At 60.7% G+C, this 20929-nt stretch carries 18 protein-coding genes and 2 pseudogenes; 11 read left to right on the top strand and 9 right to left on the bottom strand.

What is annotated here, in order from left to right:
• Nucleotides 1-2: 2 nt before the first annotated feature.
• The 5 genes and pseudogenes from C0541_RS09670 to C0541_RS09650 all read left to right on the top strand — a co-directional run bounded on the left by C0541_RS09670 (nucleotide 3) and on the right by C0541_RS09650 (nucleotide 2824).
• Nucleotides 3-533, top strand: a complete 531-nt coding sequence (locus C0541_RS09670; protein WP_115047907.1) for a MarR family transcriptional regulator — start codon at nucleotides 3-5, stop codon at nucleotides 531-533.
• Nucleotides 523-1219, top strand: a pseudogene (locus tag C0541_RS21550) (hypothetical protein). Before C0541_RS09670 ends, C0541_RS21550 begins: the two are co-directional and overlap by 11 nt.
• A 95-nt stretch (nucleotides 1220-1314) precedes the next feature.
• Nucleotides 1315-1578, top strand: coding sequence for a YlcI/YnfO family protein (locus tag C0541_RS09660; protein ID WP_115047905.1), 264 nt, complete (start codon nucleotides 1315-1317; stop codon nucleotides 1576-1578).
• 6 nt (nucleotides 1579-1584) lie between these two features.
• A complete protein-coding gene (locus C0541_RS09655; RefSeq protein WP_115047904.1) occupies nucleotides 1585-1893 on the top strand; it encodes a type II toxin-antitoxin system RelE/ParE family toxin in 309 nt (102 codons plus the stop codon).
• A gap of 40 nt (nucleotides 1894-1933) precedes the next feature.
• A complete protein-coding gene (locus C0541_RS09650) occupies nucleotides 1934-2824 on the top strand; it encodes a restriction endonuclease (RefSeq protein ID WP_115047902.1) in 891 nt (296 codons plus the stop codon).
• 370 nt (nucleotides 2825-3194) lie between these two features.
• Here the strand turns inward: C0541_RS09650 and C0541_RS09645 are convergent, their stop codons facing one another.
• The 3 genes from C0541_RS09645 to C0541_RS09635 are packed head-to-tail and all read right to left on the bottom strand — an operon-like array spanning nucleotide 3195 to nucleotide 10226.
• Nucleotides 3195-6374, bottom strand: a complete 3180-nt coding sequence (locus C0541_RS09645; RefSeq protein WP_115047900.1) for a type I restriction endonuclease subunit R — start codon at nucleotides 6372-6374, stop codon at nucleotides 3195-3197.
• Nucleotides 6371-7627 carry a restriction endonuclease subunit S gene (locus tag C0541_RS09640; protein WP_115047898.1) on the bottom strand — a complete coding sequence of 419 codons (1257 nt, stop codon included), beginning with the start codon at nucleotides 7625-7627 and terminating at the stop codon, nucleotides 6371-6373. Before C0541_RS09640 ends, C0541_RS09645 begins: the two co-directional genes overlap by 4 nt.
• 1 nt (nucleotide 7628) lies before the next feature.
• The gene (locus C0541_RS09635; RefSeq protein WP_115047896.1) at nucleotides 7629-10226 is read right to left on the bottom strand and encodes a type I restriction-modification system subunit M; all 2598 of its coding nucleotides are present in this window, start codon (nucleotides 10224-10226) and stop codon (nucleotides 7629-7631) included.
• 948 nt (nucleotides 10227-11174) lie between these two features.
• Here C0541_RS09635 and C0541_RS09620 point away from each other — a divergent pair.
• Nucleotides 11175-11435 carry an XAC0095 family protein gene (locus tag C0541_RS09620; RefSeq protein WP_115047892.1) on the top strand — a complete coding sequence of 87 codons (261 nt, stop codon included), beginning with the start codon at nucleotides 11175-11177 and terminating at the stop codon, nucleotides 11433-11435.
• A gap of 249 nt (nucleotides 11436-11684) precedes the next feature.
• Here the strand turns inward: C0541_RS09620 and C0541_RS09615 are convergent, their stop codons facing one another.
• The 5 genes and pseudogenes from C0541_RS09615 to C0541_RS20725 form a co-directional block, all read right to left on the bottom strand.
• A complete protein-coding gene (locus tag C0541_RS09615; RefSeq protein WP_153064977.1) occupies nucleotides 11685-12083 on the bottom strand; it encodes a hypothetical protein in 399 nt (132 codons plus the stop codon).
• Nucleotides 12080-12532: a hypothetical protein gene (locus tag C0541_RS09610; protein ID WP_115047889.1), complete on the bottom strand. Its 453-nt coding sequence runs from the start codon at nucleotides 12530-12532 to the stop codon at nucleotides 12080-12082. The genes C0541_RS09615 and C0541_RS09610 overlap by 4 nt, the downstream gene beginning before the upstream one ends.
• A 55-nt stretch (nucleotides 12533-12587) precedes the next feature.
• Nucleotides 12588-12692: pseudogene (locus tag C0541_RS21035) on the bottom strand (IS5/IS1182 family transposase); the annotation flags it as partial.
• 62 nt (nucleotides 12693-12754) lie between these two features.
• Complete coding sequence (gene xopQ / locus C0541_RS09600; RefSeq protein WP_429001342.1) at nucleotides 12755-14143, bottom strand: type III secretion system effector XopQ; 1389 nt, start codon at nucleotides 14141-14143, stop codon at nucleotides 12755-12757.
• A complete protein-coding gene (locus C0541_RS20725; protein ID WP_153064976.1) occupies nucleotides 14140-14604 on the bottom strand; it encodes a hypothetical protein in 465 nt (154 codons plus the stop codon). Before C0541_RS20725 ends, xopQ begins: the two co-directional genes overlap by 4 nt.
• Here C0541_RS20725 and xopAV point away from each other — a divergent pair.
• Both xopAV and C0541_RS09595 read left to right on the top strand, forming a co-directional pair.
• The gene (gene xopAV / locus C0541_RS21675) at nucleotides 14574-15386 is read left to right on the top strand and encodes a type III secretion system effector XopAV (protein ID WP_429001341.1); all 813 of its coding nucleotides are present in this window, start codon (nucleotides 14574-14576) and stop codon (nucleotides 15384-15386) included. The two genes, C0541_RS20725 and xopAV, sit on opposite strands and share 31 nt — an antisense overlap.
• 77 nt (nucleotides 15387-15463) lie before the next feature.
• On the top strand, nucleotides 15464-15973 hold the full coding sequence (locus C0541_RS09595; RefSeq protein ID WP_238601299.1) for a hypothetical protein: 510 nt from the start codon (nucleotides 15464-15466) through the stop codon (nucleotides 15971-15973).
• 122 nt (nucleotides 15974-16095) lie between these two features.
• Here C0541_RS09595 and C0541_RS09590 read toward each other — a convergent pair whose 3' ends face one another.
• On the bottom strand, nucleotides 16096-16725 hold the full coding sequence (locus C0541_RS09590; RefSeq protein ID WP_115047885.1) for a TetR/AcrR family transcriptional regulator: 630 nt from the start codon (nucleotides 16723-16725) through the stop codon (nucleotides 16096-16098).
• A 173-nt stretch (nucleotides 16726-16898) separates the two neighbouring features.
• Here C0541_RS09590 and C0541_RS09585 point away from each other — a divergent pair, with 173 nt between their 5' ends.
• The 3 genes from C0541_RS09585 (at nucleotide 16899) to C0541_RS09570 (ending at nucleotide 20593) form a co-directional block, all read left to right on the top strand.
• Nucleotides 16899-17687, top strand: a complete 789-nt coding sequence (locus C0541_RS09585; RefSeq protein ID WP_115047883.1) for a histidine phosphatase family protein — start codon at nucleotides 16899-16901, stop codon at nucleotides 17685-17687.
• Nucleotides 17687-18556 (top strand): NAD(P)H-hydrate dehydratase, encoded by an 870-nt coding sequence (locus tag C0541_RS09580; RefSeq protein ID WP_115047881.1) that lies wholly within the window; start codon nucleotides 17687-17689, stop codon nucleotides 18554-18556. Before C0541_RS09585 ends, C0541_RS09580 begins: the two co-directional genes overlap by 1 nt.
• Nucleotides 18557-19135: 579 nt before the next feature.
• On the top strand, nucleotides 19136-20593 hold the full coding sequence (locus tag C0541_RS09570) for a glycoside hydrolase family 30 protein (RefSeq protein ID WP_161960007.1): 1458 nt from the start codon (nucleotides 19136-19138) through the stop codon (nucleotides 20591-20593).
• Nucleotides 20594-20929 lie beyond the last annotated feature (336 nt).

Below are 20929 nucleotides of genomic sequence, written 5' to 3'. Positions count from 1 at the left end.
CTGTGGAACTGAAGCCCCAGGATCTGGTGGTGCTGTACAAGCAGGTCGCCCAGGCGGGCCAGGCCTGGACCTACGCCTCCCTTGGAGAAGCGCTGGGCATGAGCGCCTCGCAGGTGCATCGCAGCGTCAAGCGCGCGGTGGCATCCGGCCTGGCGCTGGAAAAAGGCCGCGGCGAGTGGGAGACGGTACGCACGGCGCTGCATGAGTTCGCGGTTCACGGTGTGCGTTACGCCTTTCCTGCCGTCATCGGGCCGCCAAGGCGTGGCATTCCTACGGCCTTCGGCGTGCCCCCACTGTCCATTGCCATTGCCAGCTCCCCAGGGGATGCACCTGTGTGGCCAAGCGCGCAGGGCACAGCCAAAGGCCCCGGCTTGTCGCCGTTGTCGGCCGGTGTGCCCAACGCTGCGCTGGCCGACCCTGCCTTGCACCAACTGCTGGCGCTGCAGGACGCCCTGCGTAGCGGGCGTGCCCGCGAGCGCACGCTGGCGGCGCGCTATCTCAAGCAGTTGCTGGGGCTTGGCGATGCGGTCTGACGATCCTAACTTGCCGCATCTGCTGGTGATTGCGGATGCACTGGGCGAACTTCGCGACCAGGTGGTCTTCCTCGGCGGCGCAGTCGTTGGCCTGCTGGTGTCGGATCCATTGGCGGAAAGCGTCCGCGCCACCTATGACGTCGATGCGGTGGTCAATCTTGATTGGGCCCGGTTCCGCGGTATCGAGGCGCGTGTGGAATCGCAGGGCTTTGCGCGCGAGATGCGCAGCGGCGTCGTCTGCCGCTGGGTACACGAAGCATCGGGCGTCATCTTCGACCTGATGCCGGTGGATGCCGGTGGATGCCGGCGTGCTTGGCTTCTCCAACCGCTGGTACGCCCATGCGGTAGAGACGGCCCAAGTGGTGGCTTTGAGCGATCGCTTGTCCATCCGCTTGGTGACAGCCACAGCATTCGTCGCGACCAAGCTCGAAGCCTTCGTTACCCGAGGCAACAGTGACTTCCTTTCCAGTCACGACCTGGAGGACGTCCTCAATGTCGTCGATGGCCGGGCCGAGCTGGTGGAAGAGCTTGCCGTGGAGCATGCAGATCTTCGGCATTGGGTTGCCGACGTGTTCGTGGGGCTGGTGGATAACCCGGCGTTTGTGAACGCGTTGCCGGGATTGGTCGCCGAACCGGAGCGCGCAAACGTCGTGCTTCAGCGCCTAAGCATCATTGCATCAGCGTAGCTGCGGCATCGTCGGGTTAGGTCTATAAAGAAAGCCTTGAAGCGCCGGCGCTCGCTTGCGATGATGCATCGCAATTGCAACGCACTAGGCCTGCCATGAAATCCGCATCTCTTCCATCGCTCCGGGTAGACCCGGCGCTGCGCGAAGCGGCCGAAGCCGTGTTGCAGGAGGGTGAGACGCTTTCCAGCTTCGTCGAGCACTCCGTGCGTGCCCAGGTGCAGCAGCGCCAGCAGCAGGAAGGCTTCATTGCGCGCGGGCTGGCCTCGCGTGACAGCGCCAAGGCATCCAACCGGTACATCGACGCGACCGATGTGCTGGCCGGGCTGCAGTCCCAACTGGACCAGGCGCGCAAGGGCTGAGCCAAGGTGGGATTCGCCGTCCGCTTCACTCAGCAAGCGCGCGACGATCTCGTGCGTCTTTACGACTGGCTGCTACAGCGTGCCAAAGGCGACTTCACCGTGGCCGAGCGCGCGCTGCAGGCCATCCGCGACGGCGTCACCGTGCTCGAACTAGCCCCGTTGAGCTGCCGCAAGGCGGGGGCGGCAGATCCGTTCTTGCGGGAGCTGGTGATCGGCTTCGGTGCCAGCGGTTATGTACTGCTGTTTGAGGTTGAAAGCGATCAGGTCGTCACCGTTTTGGCAGTCAGGCATCAGCGTGAAGACGACTATCATTAAGCACGGCGTTCGCGCCAACGTCGTGCCACAGGGGAAGTAGATGGCCAATATCAGCAGGCGCCGCACGGGGGAATTGACCCGTGCGCTGTTCCATATCCTCAAGACCCAGCCGGAGGGCATGCGCGCCGCAGACGCGCTGGCCGCACTGGAAAAGCAGGTCGTGCTCACCGAGTACGAAGCGGGCGACTACGAAACCGGCGGCCGTCGCTTCGAGAAGATCGTGCGCTTCAGCACCGTGGCGCCGGTCAAGGCCGGCTGGCTGGTCAAGGACAAAGGCATCTGGACCCTCACGCCAGAGGGCGAAGCGGCGCTGCACGCGTACCCCGATCCGGAGCAGTTCATCCGCACGGTGGGGCAGCTCTACAAGAAGTGGAAGAGCGCCCAGCCCGTAGCCGACGAGGTCGACGATCCCGAAGGCGAGCTCACCGAGGAATCGGCCAGCATCACGCTGGAAGAAGCAGAAGAAATGGCATGGGCCGAGATCGAGGCGTACCTCGCCGCGATGCCGCCGTACGACTTCCAGGAGCTCGTGGCCTCGCTGCTACGGGCGATGGGCTACCACGTCGCCTGGGTCGCACCGCCGGGCAAGGACGGTGGCACCGACATCATTGCCTACAACGACCCACTCGGCACCCGCCCGCCGCGCATCAAGGTGCAGGTCAAGCGTAATGCCAACTCGCCGAGGATCGATGTGACGGGCCTGCGCAGCTTTATGGCCGTGCTCGGGGAGGGCGATGTCGGTCTGTACGTTGCGCTGTCCGGCTTCACCAAGGATGCCGATTTTGAGGCGCGGCAGTCGCATCGCCGCATCAACTTGATCGACGCTCGAAAATTGGTGGAGCTATGGACGATGCATTATGCGCAACTCAGCGACACTGCCCGCACGCAGCTGCCATTGAAGCCCGTCTGGTTCCTCGCTTCCGATAGATAAGGAGCGTTAAGCGATGGATACCCTTATGCTCAGTGAGCGAGACATCTGCACCAAATGCTTTGTTTCCGCTATGCTGCATGAAGCTTGAGAGCGTAATTCCCCATTCTTAGTGTTCACAAGAAGGTGGCGATGCGTCATCGCCACCTTCGTTGCCGGTGTAATGCCACCGGGTGCCATGTATAGGGGCTCATGCTTGTGCGTTCATGGCGAACGGGTTGGTCTCTCCTGCACCTGCTTGATCGAATCAAATAGTTTTTGTGCCAAACAGCCAGCCCAGTGTCTGCTTGTAGCGCCCGTTGCAGGTATTTTGCGATGGCACCCCCCCGGCTGGTTCTAAGTCAGCTAACTGGTGAGGGATTGCCGATAATCTTTAGACTTGATCGGAGTCTTCCGGGCTCGGCGTATTCAGTTCCGCTTCGTCCAAAGGCAGGATGCCTCGGATCAGAAATTCACTGAGTAAATTTGCTGATTTGATATTTACTTTGAACATAGGCAGTGGCTTGCCTTCGATACGTTCGAAGTAAGCTTTGGCGCGTTGCATATCGACCGTTTCCCGTAAATCGTCAAAGCGTCCATACTCGTTGAGGTTAACGTCGGTCACATGCGCGTCAATCAGGGCAGAAAGTTTCCCTGTATCAACGCCCAGCGTGGCGACGATGGTCGCAAAATCCTTATTCTTCGCGCGCGTCTGATATTCCACTAAATAGTCGCGGAAGGTTTGATCGGGATTGATCTGAACATCGCCGCGCTGGATATCGTGCAAGAAGATTTGGGCGAACCTCTGGTCTTCCTGCGAAAGGGTCGTGAACGACCGATGCAGTTCGGCCAATGTCGCTTCCTTGGATGGTTCGTCGCCGCTCAGTAAGACCTTGAGGTACTTTGCAAATCGCGAGTTCATGTAGTCGGCGTCGATCTTGCCCGTGTCGATCTCGGTGATGTGGCTGTCGATGTCGAACGGAATGCTCTCCCCGGCCCCCCCGCCGCCGGCCCCCAATTCCTTGTAACGCTGCAGCAGCGTCAGGTACTGCTGCTGAGTGATCGCCAGTTCTATCTTCTGTTTTTGCTCGGTATCGAACTCGTAGACCGTCTTGTCCCAAGTGAAGCCTTGAATCTTGGCGGCTTCCAAAATGGCGCTGAACCGGTTGAACTGCTTGGCAAAGGCCGCCCGCGCCTCCAAGTCGTCTGGCAACTTGGCGAGATCGGTGATACCTGACGCGCTGAAGATGGCGCTGATTTCGGTGAAGCAGTCGTTCAAGCGCTCCAGGTTCCGGGGCAGTTGGTCGGCAAAGAGGCCAATCGGTTTGTCGCCGGAGTAGAGCTTCACCGCCGCGTCCACATTTCGCTTCATCGTGTGCGGTTTGCGGTAGTAGCGGATCGTGCCAAACGGTTTGTCTTGCCCAAACAAGCGATTGGTGCGTGAGAACGCCTGGATGATGTTCTCGTACTCCAGCAGCTTGTCGCAGTACAGCGTGTTGACCCACTTCGAATCGAAGCCGGTTAGCATCTGGTTCACCACGATCAGCAGATCCAGCCGCTTTTCCGGCTCGGCCTCAGCCCGGATGTAGGGCGCCTTGTGGGCTACGCGTGCGGCCAGGTCTTTCTTGAAGTTCGCGTGGGTCCCCAAGTCAAACCTCTGCCCATAGGTCGCGTTGTAGTCTTTGATGATTTCTTCAAGGCCGGCCTCCTTGAAGGCAGGATCGGTGCCGCCGCCGTCTTCATCGCTGATGTGCGGATCGAACAGCGCGGTGATTTTCAATGTGGGGCAATGTGCCTTCATTAGGCGGTAGTGGGTGATCGCCTCTGTAATGCTGCTGGTGGCAAAGATGGCGTGGAACTTTCCGCCCTGGCTCAGCACCTCCCAGTTGTCGGCAATGTCCTTAAGCACCGCGCGGCGGTGCACGTCGCGCTCGTATTGGGTGTTCTGCAAGTAGTCCTCAATGCCACGCTGGTACTCACCGGCCGAATTTCGGTGGCCCGCCATCGGCACGTCCTTCATGTAGCGGTTGAAGACCTTCTTCTTTGCGGCGTCCGCCAGTGCTTCGGCCACGGTCACAGCCTTGGCCCTGTCCAGCGCCACCGCTTGCCGCAGGTCACGGTCGCGGTAGGTCAGGACCTGGTAGGGGTCAAAGCCCAGCACGTTCTTGTCACGGATACCATCGGCAATGCTGTAGCGGTGCAACTCATTCCCAAAGACATCCGTCGTGGTGTTGTCCTTGCGGACGTTCTCCTTGTGGATGGGAGTGCCGCTGAAGCCAAAGAATACCGCGCCTGAGAAGCTCGCCTTGATGTTGGTCAGCATATCGCCGAAGGTAGAGCGGTGGCACTCGTCGACGATGAAAACTATGCGCTTACCGCGCATGGTCTTTAGGTCATGCGCCTTCAAGCCATCGGCGTCATCCGCGATCCGGCTCATCTTCTGGATAGACGTTACAATCAGGGTATCCGCAGGCGCGGGGCTCTTCAGCGTCTTGACCAACACCCCGGTGTTCTCGGTGGCCTGCACCTGGTTGCTGTCACCGGCAAAGTCCCGGTAGGCCTTCAGCGTCTGCGTGCCCAGCTCTACCCGGTCCAGCAGGAACACGACCTTGTCGGCATCCTTGGAGTTAGCAATGAGCTGGGCGGACTTGAAGCTCGTCATGGTCTTGCCCGAGCCGGTGGTGTGCCAGATGTAGCCGCCCAGGCGGTTCGGGTTCTTCCAGTCGGTCTTGGCGACCTTGTCGGAAATGGCGTGCGCGGCGTAGTACTGGTAGCTGCGCATTACCTTCAGCACGCCGTCGGCCTCGTCGGCGACGGTATAGAAGCCAATCAGCTGGTGCGCCATCGGGATGGACAGCAGGCTGGAGGTGAAGCTCTTCCAGTCGTTGACGGGCTCATTGTTGAAATCAGCCCAGTGGAAGGCGTAGTCCTTGTTGAACTTGCCGTCTGGCCCGGGGTTGGCGAAGTACAGCGCCTCCTCAGGCTCCATCGCCACAAAGATCTGTACCAGCGAGAACAACCCGGTGAACACGCTCTCGCGTGCGTACTTCTGTATCTGGTTGTAGGCCTGGCTGACCGGCATACCGCTCTTCTTGAGCTCGATGTGGATCACCGGCATGCCGTTGATCAACAACAGCAGGTCGCCTCGCCGGTCGTGCTGCAATTCAGAAGCGCGGGCGTAGCGCGGTTGCTGTGCGATCTGGTAGCGGCTTTGCCCGGCGGCAATCTCGTGCCGGTCGTAGACCTTCAAGCTCACTTCTTTGCCGAAATGCAGTGTGTCGGCCGGGTTGTCCCGCGTGATGGCCACCGTCTTGCCGTTGATGAAGCCGTTCAGCCTCAGTGGCGTGCGTAGGGCGAGGATCAGCTCCATCACCTGCTGCATTTCGCTGTCGGTCAGCGGCACCTCGTTCAGCCGGTCTTTGCTGCGGTTGTTCTCGAAGAGGATCTGCTTCCAGTTCGCCAGCAGGTCCGCCTCGCTGGGGCAATTGATGACCTCCAGCTCCCCCCAGCCACGCTGGCGCAGTTCGTGGATAACAGCGGCTTCAAATTCGGATTCTTTGGCAAAGGTAGTCATGGGCGCGGCTCCTGGGCAAACATATCTTTTAGAAAAGCCGATTTGATTTGCCGAAGCTTCTGGAGTAGAACGGCATGCTTCGTGATTAATTCGGCGAGACTATTGAAATAGGATCCCAGTTTCTGCTGCTCATCAATGCCAGGAATGTCGATAGGGGTGCTTTTTGCCTGCTCGATGGTGTAATGCCCGATAGTTCCGATGTGGGAGATGCTTTCTAAGTATTTGGAGAACACTCCCGAACAGAAGTAGGAGTACAAATACTTACTATCAATGCCAGCTGGCACTTTGAGCCAAAGCAAGTCCGCGTCCTTGAAGTATAATGGCTCATCTGACGTAACTAGGAACGGAACTCCAATTGATCCGCCTCCAGTAATTAGGATATCTCCCTGCTTGATTCGCCCCACTCTCTTGGACAGCTCCTGGAAGAGCTCTAATGAAATGAACGCCTTCGAGTTTTGCTCTCCGTTGTATCGTGCTACTACGTCGCTTGTCCGGAAGAAGGGCACGCCGGAGCTCGTCCATTCGTGTTTGTGAACGCGGGCTGCGGATGTAATGGGCATGAGCTCGCCAAGCTTCTTCTTCTCCCAAGCCCCAGAAAATCCCTTGAATCGAACTTCAGGGACCGCAGTTCCTGACTTGGGAAACATTTTCTCAAGCATTGCCATTTTCAGCGCTACCAGCTTTTCATGCTTGCGCTGATGAAGCGAAATTAGCTGTTCTACATCTCGGAAGAGCTGGCTGATAAGACTCTGCTCCTGAACATCGGGGAGAGTCACGCTCCGCTTCTTCCAGTCGTCGGCATCGAAAAACAGTTTCTCAATGTCCACGCCATAGGAGCTCAGAAAGAACTGCTTGCGCATCGCGGGCAAGCTCGCCACGATGGTGAGGAACTCCGTGAGGAGCTTCTCGCTGTCGACGGCGGTCAGATACTCATTCGACACGATGGCACCATCCAAGGCAGGCGGCACGATGCCGGTCGCCCCGTGAACCACCTGACGCTTGGAAATGACGAAGTCACCCGCCTTGAGCTGGGCGTAGTTCTTCACCAAGATGTCACGCCCGTTCAGGTGGCCGCGAGAAACGACGCCTTCGTTGCGACGCTTGACCGTGATGAGCTCGTAGCGCTGATCGTCCTCCAGCACGATAGGGCGACGCTTTTCGGCGAGGACGTCGCCAATCTTCTCGTCCGCCCACGATTCGCTGTACGCCTTGAATCGAATACGCGGCACCTTTCCTGCAATCTGATCCGCCATATCAGTTCCCTGCCAGCAAAGTCTTCAGTTCCTCAATGCCCTTGAGGTCGAATTTGTCGCCATCCAGTTCGCCGAGCATGCCCACCAAGGTTCTCTCGGCTTTCCGGATGTCCCGGGCGTTGTCGGCATAGGTGATCCGGTACTTCTCAACCAAAGCTTGCAGCCTGGCGATGAGGCTGGATGTCACCACGCCAGGCAGGCGATGCAGTTCGTCCACCAGCGGTGACAGCCACTTGCTTTCGAGCAGGGCGTAAACCTGTGCGTCGCTTAACGACTCGATGGTGGCCTTGGTCTTCAGGTGCAGCGCAGTGGCGTCCTTCTTGATGGCAGCTTTCAGCGACTTCTCGTTTGCCAGCACTTTGGCTGCTTGGATGATCTTGGCCTCGTAAGAGTCGGAGCCAAAGGCTCCCGCGACTTGAGCCTCAGCCGCCAACTCCTTGGCTTCCTTAGCCACGGTTGCCGCGACGAACTTGTCGCCGGCTTCGTTGAACGTGTCTTTGACCTTGTCTTCTTCGCTGAAGCTGTCGAGCAGTTCGTTCAGCTGAGTAACCACATCAGCCAGTTCGGCCTCCTTCTTGCGGAGGGCGTCCAGCTCCTTCTTGTGGTGAGCCAACTGCACCAGGTCAAAGGGTAGGATGCGGCCTTTCCAGCCGTCCTGCACCTCCACGTCCTTCCCGTCCTTCTTCTTGACGACGTAGTTCGGGTCAACCACGCGGCTGGCGCCAAAGCCCTCGGTCTGAAGGATTTCAAGATCCACCGCCATAAACTGCCAATGGTCATCGAGGATCTGGTACGCCTGGTACCTGTCGATAAGTGGCACCGTGCCGACCTTGACCAAGCGAGCAAACAGTTCGTCGCAGATCAAAGCTTCCTGGCGGGGGACCTGCAGCGTGAGCATCTTGCCGATCAGCGCGCTATGCAGCCAGGGCTTGAAGCCGTCGAACGCGCGGGTGAAGGCCTGGGTGAACTCCGTCACTTCAGGGTGTTGGCGCACGGCGGCAGCAAGGTCATCCACCTTCGGCTGGGCGTACGGAGTGCCATCCAAGGTGAACAAGGCCGCGCGCAAGTTTGGGAAGGCCTTCCAGTAGTCGGCCAGCGCATCCAGTTCGCTCAGCGGGATGCCGCCGAACATCGAGGCGTACAGGTCCCAGCTTTCTGGCGGCTCCGGCGAATCCACATACCGCGGAATGTTGAGGTTGTAGTCGCTGACCTCGCTTTGGAACTCGGTCTTGGGCACTAGGCGGCTGAAGCCGGGCACGGTGGCGCGGGTAATCACCACGTCGGTGATCTTCTTGATGTCGCAAGCGCGGAGCTTGTTGTTCTTGCCCTCTTTGGCAAAGCCCTTGGAGGCGTCCACGAACAGCACATCGCTGCTCTCGCGCTTTTGCCTCAACACGAGAATGACGGTAGGGATGCCGGTGCCGAAGAAGATGTTGGTCGGCAGGCCGATGATGGTTTCGAGATGGTCGTTCTCGATCAGCTCCTTGCGTATGACGCCTTCCTCCCCGCCTCGGAACAGCACGCCGTGCGGCAGGACGATGGCCATGATGCCGTTGGGCTTCAGGTGGTACAGGTCGTGCAGCAGGAAGGCGTAGTCAGCCTTGGACTTTGGGGCCACGCCGAAGCGGGCGTAGCGCGGGTCAGCATCCTTGTGCAGTGGGTCCCACTTCTGTGAGTAGGGCGGATTCGACACCACCGCGTCCAGGTACAGCGGGTTGTAGCTGTTGACCGGGTCTTGCTCGTCGAAGTACGGCCAGTCGTCTTCCAGCGTGTCGGCGTTACGCGTGACGATGTTGCCCGGCAGGATACCGCGCATGATCAGGTTCATGCGCGTGAGGTTGTAGGTGTTTTCCTTCAGCTCTTGGGCGTAGTACTTGATGCTGTCTTTGTCGCCCATGTGCTTGGCGATGGCCTGGCCGATGTTGAGCAGCAGTGAACCTGATCCGCTGGTGGAGTCATAGATCTGGATGTTCTTCCTGTCCTTCAGGTGGTGTGCGATGACTTCAGACATCAGCACAGACACCTCATGCGGGGTATAGAACTCGCCCGCCTTCTTGCCCGCATTGGCGGCAAACATGCCAATGAGGTACTCGTAGATGAAGCCGAGCACGTCGTAGCTCTGCTTGCCACCCATGGGGATGTCTTTGATCAGCTGCAAGAGCTCGCTGATCGCCTTGGTTTGCTTCGCAGCGGTGTCGCCCAGCTTGCTCAGGCCGGTTTCCAAGGTCTTGAAGATGCCCTCGAAAAGGCGCTTGTGATTCGGGTGGATCAGGCGGCTGAAGGCCGACAAAGCATCGCGAACATGCGAGACGTCGAAATCGCTCTTGGCTTCGATCCAGGTGGAGAAAAGGTGTTGGTAGGCAATGAAGTAGCCAATGTTGCCTTTGATGTGCTCAGCCGTTTCCGTGTCCTCTTCTGACAGAGCTTTGATTTCATCGTCCGTGAAGGACTCCTCCCTGGCGAAGCGCACCAATTTGTCAGAAAGATACTTGTAGAAAATGAATCCAAGGATGTAGTCCTTGTATTCGTTGGCCTCGATCTTCGAGCGCATCTGGTTGGCCGATTCCCAGATTTTGGATGCGAGCTGCTGCTTGTTCACAATGGATAATTTCTAATGATTGATGGGCGCGGGATGTATTGGATTGAAGGTTGAGCGGAAATCTGCACTGTCGCCCCCTTCCGCACGAGCTGGACGACTTTTAGTCGCTTGAAATCTGAGTATCAGCCTTCGCCGGGGAGGTTCGATCAGAGACGGCGGCTGCAGGAATGTCTTCACCGGCAACGCATGTCGCATCATCGCCAATAGAGCAGTCGAAAACCTTCCATAACGCATCATGTTCTAAAGCGTGGCGCTGTAGCCACGGATATTGCCCATTCTTGAAAGCGTTGTTCGGTGGATGCCAGTAGCCTGCACCACTTCCAGTAATTCGACCCGTCGGCCGCGACGGAAGGGCGCATCAGCGATCAGCTCTGTCAATCGAAGCCTGATCACACGCTTCTCCTGTAATTATCTGATGCATTCTACAGGTTGCAGATGTTGCGTTAAAGCTACATCCGGGCGTCTTCAGGACCTGCGCGAGCGTGCATGTAAGTTCCTACGCAACGCGGCTTCGGAATATTCGTGTGGTGCGGAAGCCTGTCAGAAGAAGCCGGCGGCTGAGTCGTATGCTGCACTTGACGTATTACATCGCCAGTAGCACGATCACCCCACGGAGCCTCGAAACTCCGCAGACAGCGGTACCCACCTCCGACAAACCGGTGGGTTTTTTGTGCCTGCAACTTTGCAGGCGCAACCGACGCGATGCTCTGCGTCGGGAGGGCGGCTAATACAACACCCGCAAGGGGAATANCCTCCGACAAACCGGTGGGTTTTTTGTGCCTGCAACTTTGCAGGCGCAACCGACGCGATGCTCTGCGTCGGGAGGGCGGCTAATACAACACCCGCAAGGGGAATATGCCCGCCGGCTGTCTGCGGTTTCGAGCCTCCCGACTTCCCGTCCGTCGCCTTGCGGCGGGCGGGCTGATTCCATGGAATGAGGAGCAGGCCATGTCGGACGTTGTACGCGATGCGCAGTCACAGCCGGGCTACTACCTGCCAGAAGGCGCGCAATACCGCTTGCAGCAACTGCGCGACCACATGCGCTTTTTGGCGCGTTTGGCGCAGTCGCGCACGCAGGCCGAAGAGCAGTTGCGGCAGCCCGCCATCTGCATGGACGAGTTGGCTGTCTGTCTGGAGCTACTGGCGACGCAGGTGACCCATGTGCTGGAAGAGGTGCAATGGCCTGCGGCGGTGGAGCGCAAGGCGTGAGGGCTGGCAAACAAAAATGGCAGGCTGATTGCGCAACCAGCGGTTGATCTTTTGTCGATGTCTAGTCGCTTGAACGCAGACTCAGCCGCCCAGGCTGATGCTGTCTACGTCTACGTCGATGCCGTTGAACTCGCCCTAGTGGCAGGTATTCCTGACGGCTGATGAAGTCGTAGCCGAAGTTGACGCTGTAGGGGCAGTAGGACGCGCGTGGACTGTTGAAGCAGCCTTCTAGTCACGAAAAAGAGTGCATCAGTAGTCTTTCAGAGGTCCTGACATCCAGGTCACCTTGCCGGGCAGGACACGCTTGCCGTGAGTGAGCGTGCCACGCTTGCCCACGATATTCAAAATGAAAGAGGGCGGCAGATCCTTGCTGCCGGGATTGGTGAATGTCACCCGTAATTCGCTTGATTTGGGCTTGAAGCGCCACTTGGTACTTCCCGGCGGCAGGCCGCGCGCAGCGATCTTGGGCCAGGAAACCACCAGGCCGCCAATGCCGTCCTCGCCGCCTCCGCTGTAGACGAGGAAGCTATACGGACCATCGTTCACCTCGAATGCCACGATGTCGCCGGTGGCGAGGGCCGGTGCGCCCGTGAGTAGCAACAAAAGTACAAAGAGGGCGAACCATGCGCTGCGTAAAGAGCACTTCATTGTCCGTCCTTGCGCATGTGCCGTGGTTCCCACGTGCTCTCGGGGGCGTAAGGACCAACGATCCATGATGCCGTCCCTGGTATGACGCGCTTGCCCACGATCAGGCGGCCCTTGTTCCCCTCAATTTCAAGCGTGAAAGATGGAGGAACCTTCGGGTCACTGGCATTCACGTACCTGGCGCCGGCGCGGGTCATGGCCTTATCCATGTGGTACTTCACCCCGTTGAAGGGCAGTCCCATATGCTCGTAGCCGGGCCATTTGATCATGGCGCCCGCAATTCCGCCGCTTTCTTCGGAGCCGCCGCCAACGTAGAGCTCTACTTCGTAGTGGTTGTCGGGCGTGTGGAAGGTGACTGCCGTGCTCGTCGCACTGACAGACCCACTGGAGACAGCAAGCGCTGCGAAAAGCGCTAGCGATCCAGCTCCCTTACTGAAGAGTCGATCACGCATGGCATCCTTCCCTGGTATGTGGGGTGATCTTATCCGATCGATTCCCGGTGCCAAGCGGGCGCCCTGGTTTGTCACCAATTGGCGGCAAGGCGTGGATCAACTCCTCGAACACGACCGAGTCGTGCCGATTGGCGGCGGTGAGGCGCACCGCCAAGGGCACGGGGCGGCCTTCGGCAATTTTTCCTAACGCGGACTCAACGTGTTACTGCAATGATTTATCCTTCATTTTTCAGAAGCAAGCGCCACTTTTGCCAAGGCAGACATCAACAGCTTCGCTTTTTCTGGGCGCTTGACTTCCTGTTCGCCCACTTGCTCCACAATACTCAGTCCGTCGGCCTGTATCTGCCTTGGCGTGAACAGCATGCTCGCCGCGCCGGGAACCGAGGCCAGCAGTGTCAAGGGGTCGTACAAGTTGAGTTTGGTGACCTTCGGCCAGACCTGGTCGAACGCCATGGCTTGGTTTGCGCCGTCCTGCGGGCTGTTTGCCTGCGGTAGTGCGTCTGCGGTGAACGTGCGAAAGAACCATGCCTGATCCAGGCCCGGAAGCAGGCCGGCCTGAATTCCGTCCCACAAGCCATTCAAGGCGTTTTTCTGTACGTCTTCGAGATACCTGCCCACCGAGTGCCGACTCTTCGCCAGGCCTTCGTAGAACGAGGGCGACACCGCTGTCTTGTAGGCAGCTTCCTTGGTGACGATGCGCAACGGGATGTGCAGTTGCTGTGCCTTGCGATACAGGCCACGGGCTGCATCCAGATCTGTCGCATTGTTGTAGGCGCGTGCGTCGGGTTGCACACAGCCATCAGCGTTCCTGGCCGGCTCGACGCCCCCCATGATGGTGATGCTCTTGACGCGCTCGCGCACAAGATCCGGATGCCCATCGACCAGCGCATGGGCGTCGGTCATGCCGGCAATCACCACCATGTTCAGCCCCTGCGGTGCCTGCATCAGACGCTCGTGCAGCGCTGGCAGGCTGTGGCCACAAATTTCGGCCGATTCCGCGCGCAAGGCATTGCCTTCCTGCAGGAATTTGGCATGGTCCTCGGCCTGTTTCGCAGTCATCGGGTAATCCTGGCCGCGCGAAACACGTACGTCGGGGAGGTGCAGCCGGTTGAACACGCCCTTGGCGAGCCGGGCACGCTCCTCCCGCACGCTGGCATCGCCCAAGGTCACCGCAACGTCGGTGAGGCGTACGAAGCCTGCTACCTGCAGCTGCTTGCCGATGGTGTAGGCGACCACATCGTCGGGGTCCTTGTTGGGGTCGGTAAACAGCACCGTGTCACGCGGTGTCGCCGGTGTGTGGAAGCTGAGCTCCCGCAGCACCGCTGCTTCGTCGGGTGTCAGGCACGCGTCGTCTCTGGCCCCGAGTTCGGCAAGCATTCGGCGCTGTGTTGCCGTCAGCGCAGGCGCAGTGAGTGAGCGTTTGAGGACGGCAGCGCCTTGTGGTCTTTTCCGCGGCAATGCCTGCAGCGCCCCATCGCTGATCTGCGCGCAGGGCAGGTGTTGATCTGCCGACACGGGTGCAGTGCACTCACCCATAGACTCGGACGCCGCCGGAGTGTCCATTGAGGGGTGACTTGCCGCTCGTGTGAGTCGCGGACTGATGGGGTTCATCTGCTGTTCTCGCTTAGATGCTGGCCAATGGGGCGGTCAGGATGGAGGCGGCTGCATTCCCTGGGATATCGATCAGCGAACGGCGTTGCAACGACACGAAGCGTAGGTTGCTTGTTGCACTGCTTTGCGTGTGAAAGTGCGACCATCAGCATGGTGAGCGCGCGTTGCGATCCGCAGACACCCTGCGCCCTCACGATGCCGTTGCCGTCTGCCTGACGGCTGCCTTCTACGCCGTTGTCAGATGCTCCCTTCGAGCAAGTGGCCGCAGAGTCATGCAATTGCGTGGTCCTCACGCCGGTATCCTGCAACGCCGCAAGGTGCAGCTTTGTCTGTTTCGTCAGATGCTCGTCTTTTTCGGTTTCTCGCTGTACGCATTGACGTCCGAATGGAATATTGACGACATGTCCAACCTGATTTGAAGAGGTGAAACGTGCCTGCGGTGAACCTGACTTCGGCAACACGCAGAGGGGCAAGACACGATCAGCACGATCAGCACGACCGGCCGGCCGTGCGTGACGTGGGCCCTTCTTCGCAGCAAGCCGACCCGCATGCCACTACGCAGTTGACGGAAAATCTGAGGCCACGGCCAGCGGTGCGCGCGGCACGGCTGCAAGAGCCAGACATCCCTGTCGGCATCGGCGTGCCGATCGCCAACGTTGTGCAGGGGGTCGCGGGGATTGGCCTCGTAACGCTCTCCGTTCCGACCGTTGCTACCTGCTTGAACGCTGCATCGGGGTCTTTCCAAGCGGCACATCGTTACGTAAGAGGCGATGCCACGTGGATGGCCCATGCACAGGCGGCGGCTGCGCCGGCGCTGTTCTGCATCACTGCGGCAGGCGGTCTGTATTCGGCACACCAGCTGGCTGCTTCGTATTTGCAAGTACAAGCACGAAGAGCAGCACAAGCACAAGCACGAGTACCTCTCATAAGGGCAGTTCGGGCGCACGAGTTAGGAATAACCGAGGAATGTCTGAATTCCGCCATCATGATGGTCACCATGCGTGACGCAGAGTCTGACGCAGACTCTGACGAAGATACTTCCCCACCTGAAATGACTGAATGGGAGCGGACTGTACTGTCCGAGGATCTCATGTACCTGGTAACGGCAGAACGCTCCCGACTGCCTCCTGAACTCTGGCGTGCCGCCAGTGGTGCGGGCAACGCCTGCACATTGGTTAATAACCTGCTTGCGGCTGCGCGCCGCCGTGCCTCTGAGGGCGACTCTGCATCCTCCGCTGGCTGAGCGCTTTGCCACGCCTGTACGTCGTTAGAGCGTTGATTTTGGTCTTGCGCAAGGCGCAGTGACGTTCGAACAGCACGATGGAACACAACCACATTGGTAACCTGCTGAAGAGGCTAGGCATGCGTCCCATATCGGTGACTTCCGCGACACCTGGTGCAGCAACACCAGATCAAACCGATGTACAGGCCGAGCGTGGTACGCGCCACCCGTGGCAACAAGACGACCCACAGGCCAACATACAGTTGACGCAGCAACTGCCACGGGCGCCTGTACGTGCCGCGCAGGGCAGGGCCGCACGCAAGCCTCTGGGTGTGCAGATTGCGAACGCTGGGCGGCAAGCAGCACGGTTTGCCGCGTCCGCAGTCGCAGGCCCGGCCGAAGCCGCCGCTCTGGATGCATTACACGCGCCCGCTGCGGCGGCCTATGAATACGCAAAGGGTAATTTGTCCTGGAAAAAGAACGCGGGAGCCGCGCTTGCCCCGGCATTGGCGTACGCAGTGGTGACGGCGACGCTGTCTACCATCGAGCACTTGGCAGACTGGTACCTGCAGGCGCAACCGCAGGACAGCGTGACTAAGAGCCGCTAAACAAGACGCGTGCGCAGCCGCCAGGCCGGCGTGGCCGATGCTCGCTACCGCATGTGCTCCTGGTGAACCAGCCTGAGCGGGGCGGCACGGTGCACTGCGAATGCGCTGTCTGTTCTCCGGGCCTACACCGGCGCAGACTTCAAGATCCCCGACAGACTCTCGCGCAGGATCAACTGCAGATGCATGCGGTTGAGCTCCATGCCGCTGGTCATCACGCTGTGCAGGCCGCCGCACATGGCGGCGACGGCGAAGACGCGGGCCTGGAATTCCTGTTCGCTGCTGGCCGGGTCGGCGTGGCCGCGGAGCAGGCGCTTGAGCAGGGCGCTGAGGTGTTCGATCAGCGATGCGCTCTGCCGGCGCATGAAGGCGGCCAGCACCGGGTCGCGCAGGGTGGCCAGGTGCAGTTCCAGGTCGATGCGGGTGCGCTTGATGTTGGTTTCCTGCAGCAGCCAGTCTTCGAGCAGGCCGGCGATGAAATCCACCACGTGCACGTTGGCCGGGCGTTCCACCAGCCACATCTGGCGGATGGCGCGCATGTAGTTGCGCTCCAGCAGGGCGCGCACCAGCGCGTCCTTGTCTTCGAAGCGTTGCAGCAGGCTGCCGCAGCTGACCCTGGCGCGCTCGGCGATCAATTCGAAACTGGTGGCGCCCAGGCCGATGGCGTCGATGCATTGCTCGGTGGCGTCCAGCACCTCTTCCAGCAGCAGTTCTTCGCGCTCTCTTGCCGTGCGTAGCAACAGGACGTTGGACATGGGCGGCGGGATGGTGGGGGGCTGCAGTATAGCGGTGCGGCGTTCGTCGTCCGTTGCGTTCGCTTGTTGCTGTGCCATCAGTCATGGATGCGCGTGCGTATTGAAACGCCGGTCACGGATGCGCTGGTCGACCATGTTTTCACGGCGGCTGTGCGACACCGGAGGCCGACGTTGTGCAGGAGAAGCACGTGAGTGAGAACAGTGCGGTAGCCGGTGTCTCGGCGCAGTGGCCGGCACGGTTGTGGGTGGTGCGGCATGGGCAGAGCGCGGGCAATGTGGCGCGTGATCTGGCCGAGTCCAACGGGGCGTCCTTGATCGACCTGGAGCACCGCGATGCGGATGTGCCGTTGTCGGACCTTGGCGAGCGCCAGGCCGAGGCGCTGGGGGCGTGGATGGCCGGCTTGCCCGAGCAGGAGCGCCCGACCTTGATCCTGAGTTCCACCTACATACGTGCGCGCCAGACCGCCGCTGCGGTGGCGCGTGCGCTGGGGCAGCCGGCCGAGTCGGTCAGCGTGGACGAGCGTTTGCGCGAGAAGGAATTCGGCGTGCTCGACCGCTACACCACGGCCGGCATTCTTGCGACCTTCCCGGAGCTGGCCGAGCAGCGCAAGCTGGTGGGCAAGTTCTACTTCCGCCCGCCCGGTGGCGAGAGCTGGTGCGATGTGATCTTCCGCCTGCGTGGAGTGGTGGGCGATCTGCAGCGCAACCATGTGGGTGCGCGGGTGCTGATCGTGGGGCACCAGGTGATCGTCAATTGCTTCCGCTACCTGATCGAGCGGATGGACGAGGCCACCATCCTGGGCATCGACCGCGAGGGCGATGTGCCCAATTGCGGCGTCACCGACTATGCGGCTGCGGCCGATGGGCAATCGCTGGAGTTGCTGCGCACCAAGTTCGTGCCGCCGGAGCTGGCCGACGAGCCGGTGACCACCGAATCCGACCGTCCGGCCGGGGCGCGCTGATGGCCGCCGCGCGCATGCGCATGCTCACCGCCGCGGCCTTGCGGTCGATGCCGTTGCCGGCCCCCGGTGGCGACAAGGAGCAGCGCGGGCGCGTGTTGATCGTGGGTGGCTCGATGCGCGTGCCGGGTGCAGTGCTGCTGGCCGGGGAGGCGGCGCTGCGCACCGGTGCCGGCAAGCTGCAGATTGCCACCGCCGCCAGTGTGGCGCCGGGTATGGCCTTGGCGGTGCCGGAGGCGCTGGTGCTGGGGCTGGCGCAGAACGGGCAGGGCGAGATCGTGCGCGGGCACCGCGCACTGGACAGGGCGATGGCGGCCTGCGATGCGGCAGTGATCGGGCCGGGCATGGCGTCGTCGGCCACCACCACGGCGATGGTCAGGCGCGCTGCCGAGCAGGCGGTGTGCACCCTGGTGCTGGATGCCGGCGCGTTGCTGCGTGGCCTGCGGGCGCCGATCGGGCGGCCGTTCGTGCTGACGCCGCACGCGGGCGAGATGGCGACCCTGGCCGGCGACGACAAGGCAGCGGTGGAAGCGGCGCCGGGGGAGTACGCGCTGACGTTTGCGCAGAAGCTGCGCAGCGTGGTGATCGTCAAGGGCGCGGACAGTTTCATTGCCGGGCCGGATGGTGCGCTGTGGATGCACCGCGGGGGCGCATCCGGGTTGGGCACCTCCGGGTCTGGCGATGTCCTGGCGGGATTGATTGCCGGGTTTGCCGCGCGCGGCTGCGATGCGTTGACCGCGGCGCTATGGGGCGTGTTTGTGCATGCGGCGGCGGGCAGGCAGTTGGCCAGGCGGATTGGGCCGGTGGGGTTTCTGGCGCGGGAGCTCGGGTTGGAAGTGCCGGGAATTCTGGATCGGTTGGCGCGCGGGTGATTGAAGCCAATCGCTTGATGCCGCAAGCGGACCAAAGCCCCTCTCCAGCGGGAGAGGGGTTGGGGTGAGGGTACGTTTGCTGGATCAGTGGGGCTGTCTTTCCAATGGGGTTTATGTTGTTGCCTTGATTGCAAGTGTGGGCGGGTTGCACTCTTGGCAGACGTAACCNAAGCGGACCAAAGCCCCTCTCCAGCGGGAGAGGGGTTGGGGTGAGGGTACGTTTGCTGGATCAGTGGGGCTGTCTTTCCAATGGGGTTTATGTTGTTGCCTTGATTGCAAGTGTGGGCGGGTTGCACTCTTGGCAGACGTACCCTCATCCGGCCCTTCGGGCCACCTTCTCCCGAGGGGAGAAGGGAAAGTCCGGCGATGGAAGGATGCATGGTTGCGCTCGTTTGTTGCGCGATGTTGCGCCGCGTTGCTCGGTTAGGCTTGGTCACCAACCTGGGAGGGTGCACGGTGAAGCGAGCGATTGCGTGGTCGATGGTGGGGGTTCTGGGGGTTTGGGGTGCTGCGACTGAAGCGGTGTTGGCATCTGCATCTGCAACAGCAGCATCTGCAACAGCAGCAACGCCGATTCCGATGCCGGCATCGACGGCGCCGTCTGCATCCACGCCCGCATCGACGGCGGTAGACGCTGCGGTTGCGGGTGCTGCTGTTCCGCCAGTAGCACCCGCCGGTGCACTACGCGTCTACACCTCCGCCCAAGGTGCAACGCAGCAGATGCGCGCCAGCACTGTCGATGCGCCCAGGGCCGGGCATGCGTTGACCGAGAAGGAGAACTCCATCTTCGTCAATCCGCAGCGGCGCTTCCAGCAGGTGCTGGGCATTGGCGGGGCGATCACCGATGCCAGTGCCGAGACCTTCGCCAGGCTGCCCAAGCCTGCGCAGCGCGCCTTGCTCACTGCCTACTACGACCCGCAAAAGGGCATTGGTTATACGTTGGCGCGTACCACCATCCACAGCTCGGATTTCAGCAGCGGCAGCTATACCTACATCAAGGACGGCGATGCGGCGCTGAAGAGCTTTTCGGTCAGGCACGATGAGCGTTATCGCATCCCGATGCTGCGCCAGGCCATCGCGGCGGCCGGCGGCACGTTGACGACATTTGCCAGCCCGTGGAGCGCGCCGGCCTTCATGAAAGACAGCAACAACATGCTCAAGGGCGGCAAGCTGCTGCCCGCGTATGCGCAGGCCTGGGCGACCTACTACACGCGCTTTATTGCGGCCTACGAAAAGGCCGGCATCCCGATCTGGGGCATCAGCCTGCAGAACGAGCCGATGGCGGTACAGACCTGGGAGTCGATGGTGTTTTCCGCCGAGGAAGAGCGCGACTTTCTGAAAAATCATCTTGGTCCGACGATGGAGCAGGCGGGCTATGGCGACTGCAAGATCATCGTATGGGATCACAACCGCGACATGATGCTGCACCGCGCGCACGTGATCTTCGATGACCCGGACGCGGCGAGATACGCGTGGGGCATGGGCTTCCACTGGTACGAGACCTGGGCCGGGTTCGCGCCGATGGTGGAGAACGTGGCGGCGGTGGCGCAGGCGTATCCGGACAAGCCGCTCTTGCTGACCGAAGCAGCGGTGGAAAAGTTCGACCCGGCGAAGCTGCAGCATTGGCCCAACGGCGAGCGCTATGGCACCGCGATCATCAACGATCTCAATCACGGTGCGGTGGGCTGGACGGACTGGAACATCCTGCTTGACGAACATGGCGGGCCGAACCATGTGGGCAACTACTGCTTTGCGCCGGTGCATGCCGATACGCGCACAGGTGATGTGATCTACACGCCGAGCTATTGGTATATCGGCCATTTTTCCAAGTTCATCCGCCCCGGCGCGCGGCGGGTGAGTGCGGCCAGCAGCCGTAGCAATCTGGCAACGACGTCGTTTCTCAATACCGATGGCAGCCTGGCGACGGTGGTGATGAATGCCAGCGACGTGGCGATCCGCTACAACCTGTATGTGGGCACCGCGTCCAGTGAGTTGGAGATCCCGGCGCATGCGATCCAGACGGTGGTGATGCAGTAAGCGCGGACTGTGGGCGGAGTTTTAGTAGGGATTGCGCACCCTCATCCGCCCTTCGGGCACCTTCTCCCGGGGGGAGAAGGGGGAGCTTACGGGTGCTCGTAGCCAGCGTTGCGTCGCCGGTTTAACCATCGTGCGTGTACGTCCCGCCGATGCGTCACCCGTCTATACCGTCGCCGGTACCAAGAACGCCGCCGAAGAAACGCCGCCAAAGAAATGCCCTCCGAGGAAACGCCACCGAGGAAACGCCACGGAAGAAATGCCACGGAAGAAATGCCACGGAAGAAATGCCACGGAAGAAATGCCGATCGCTGCGCACGCAGCGATCGGCGGGGCCCT

The sequence above is a fragment of the Xanthomonas arboricola genome, from assembly GCF_003353015.1.
Taxonomy (GTDB): Bacteria; Pseudomonadota; Gammaproteobacteria; order Xanthomonadales; family Xanthomonadaceae; genus Xanthomonas; species Xanthomonas arboricola_E.
The sequence above is the reverse complement of the archived record's forward strand: the minus strand, read 5'-3'. Positions and strand labels throughout refer to the sequence as shown.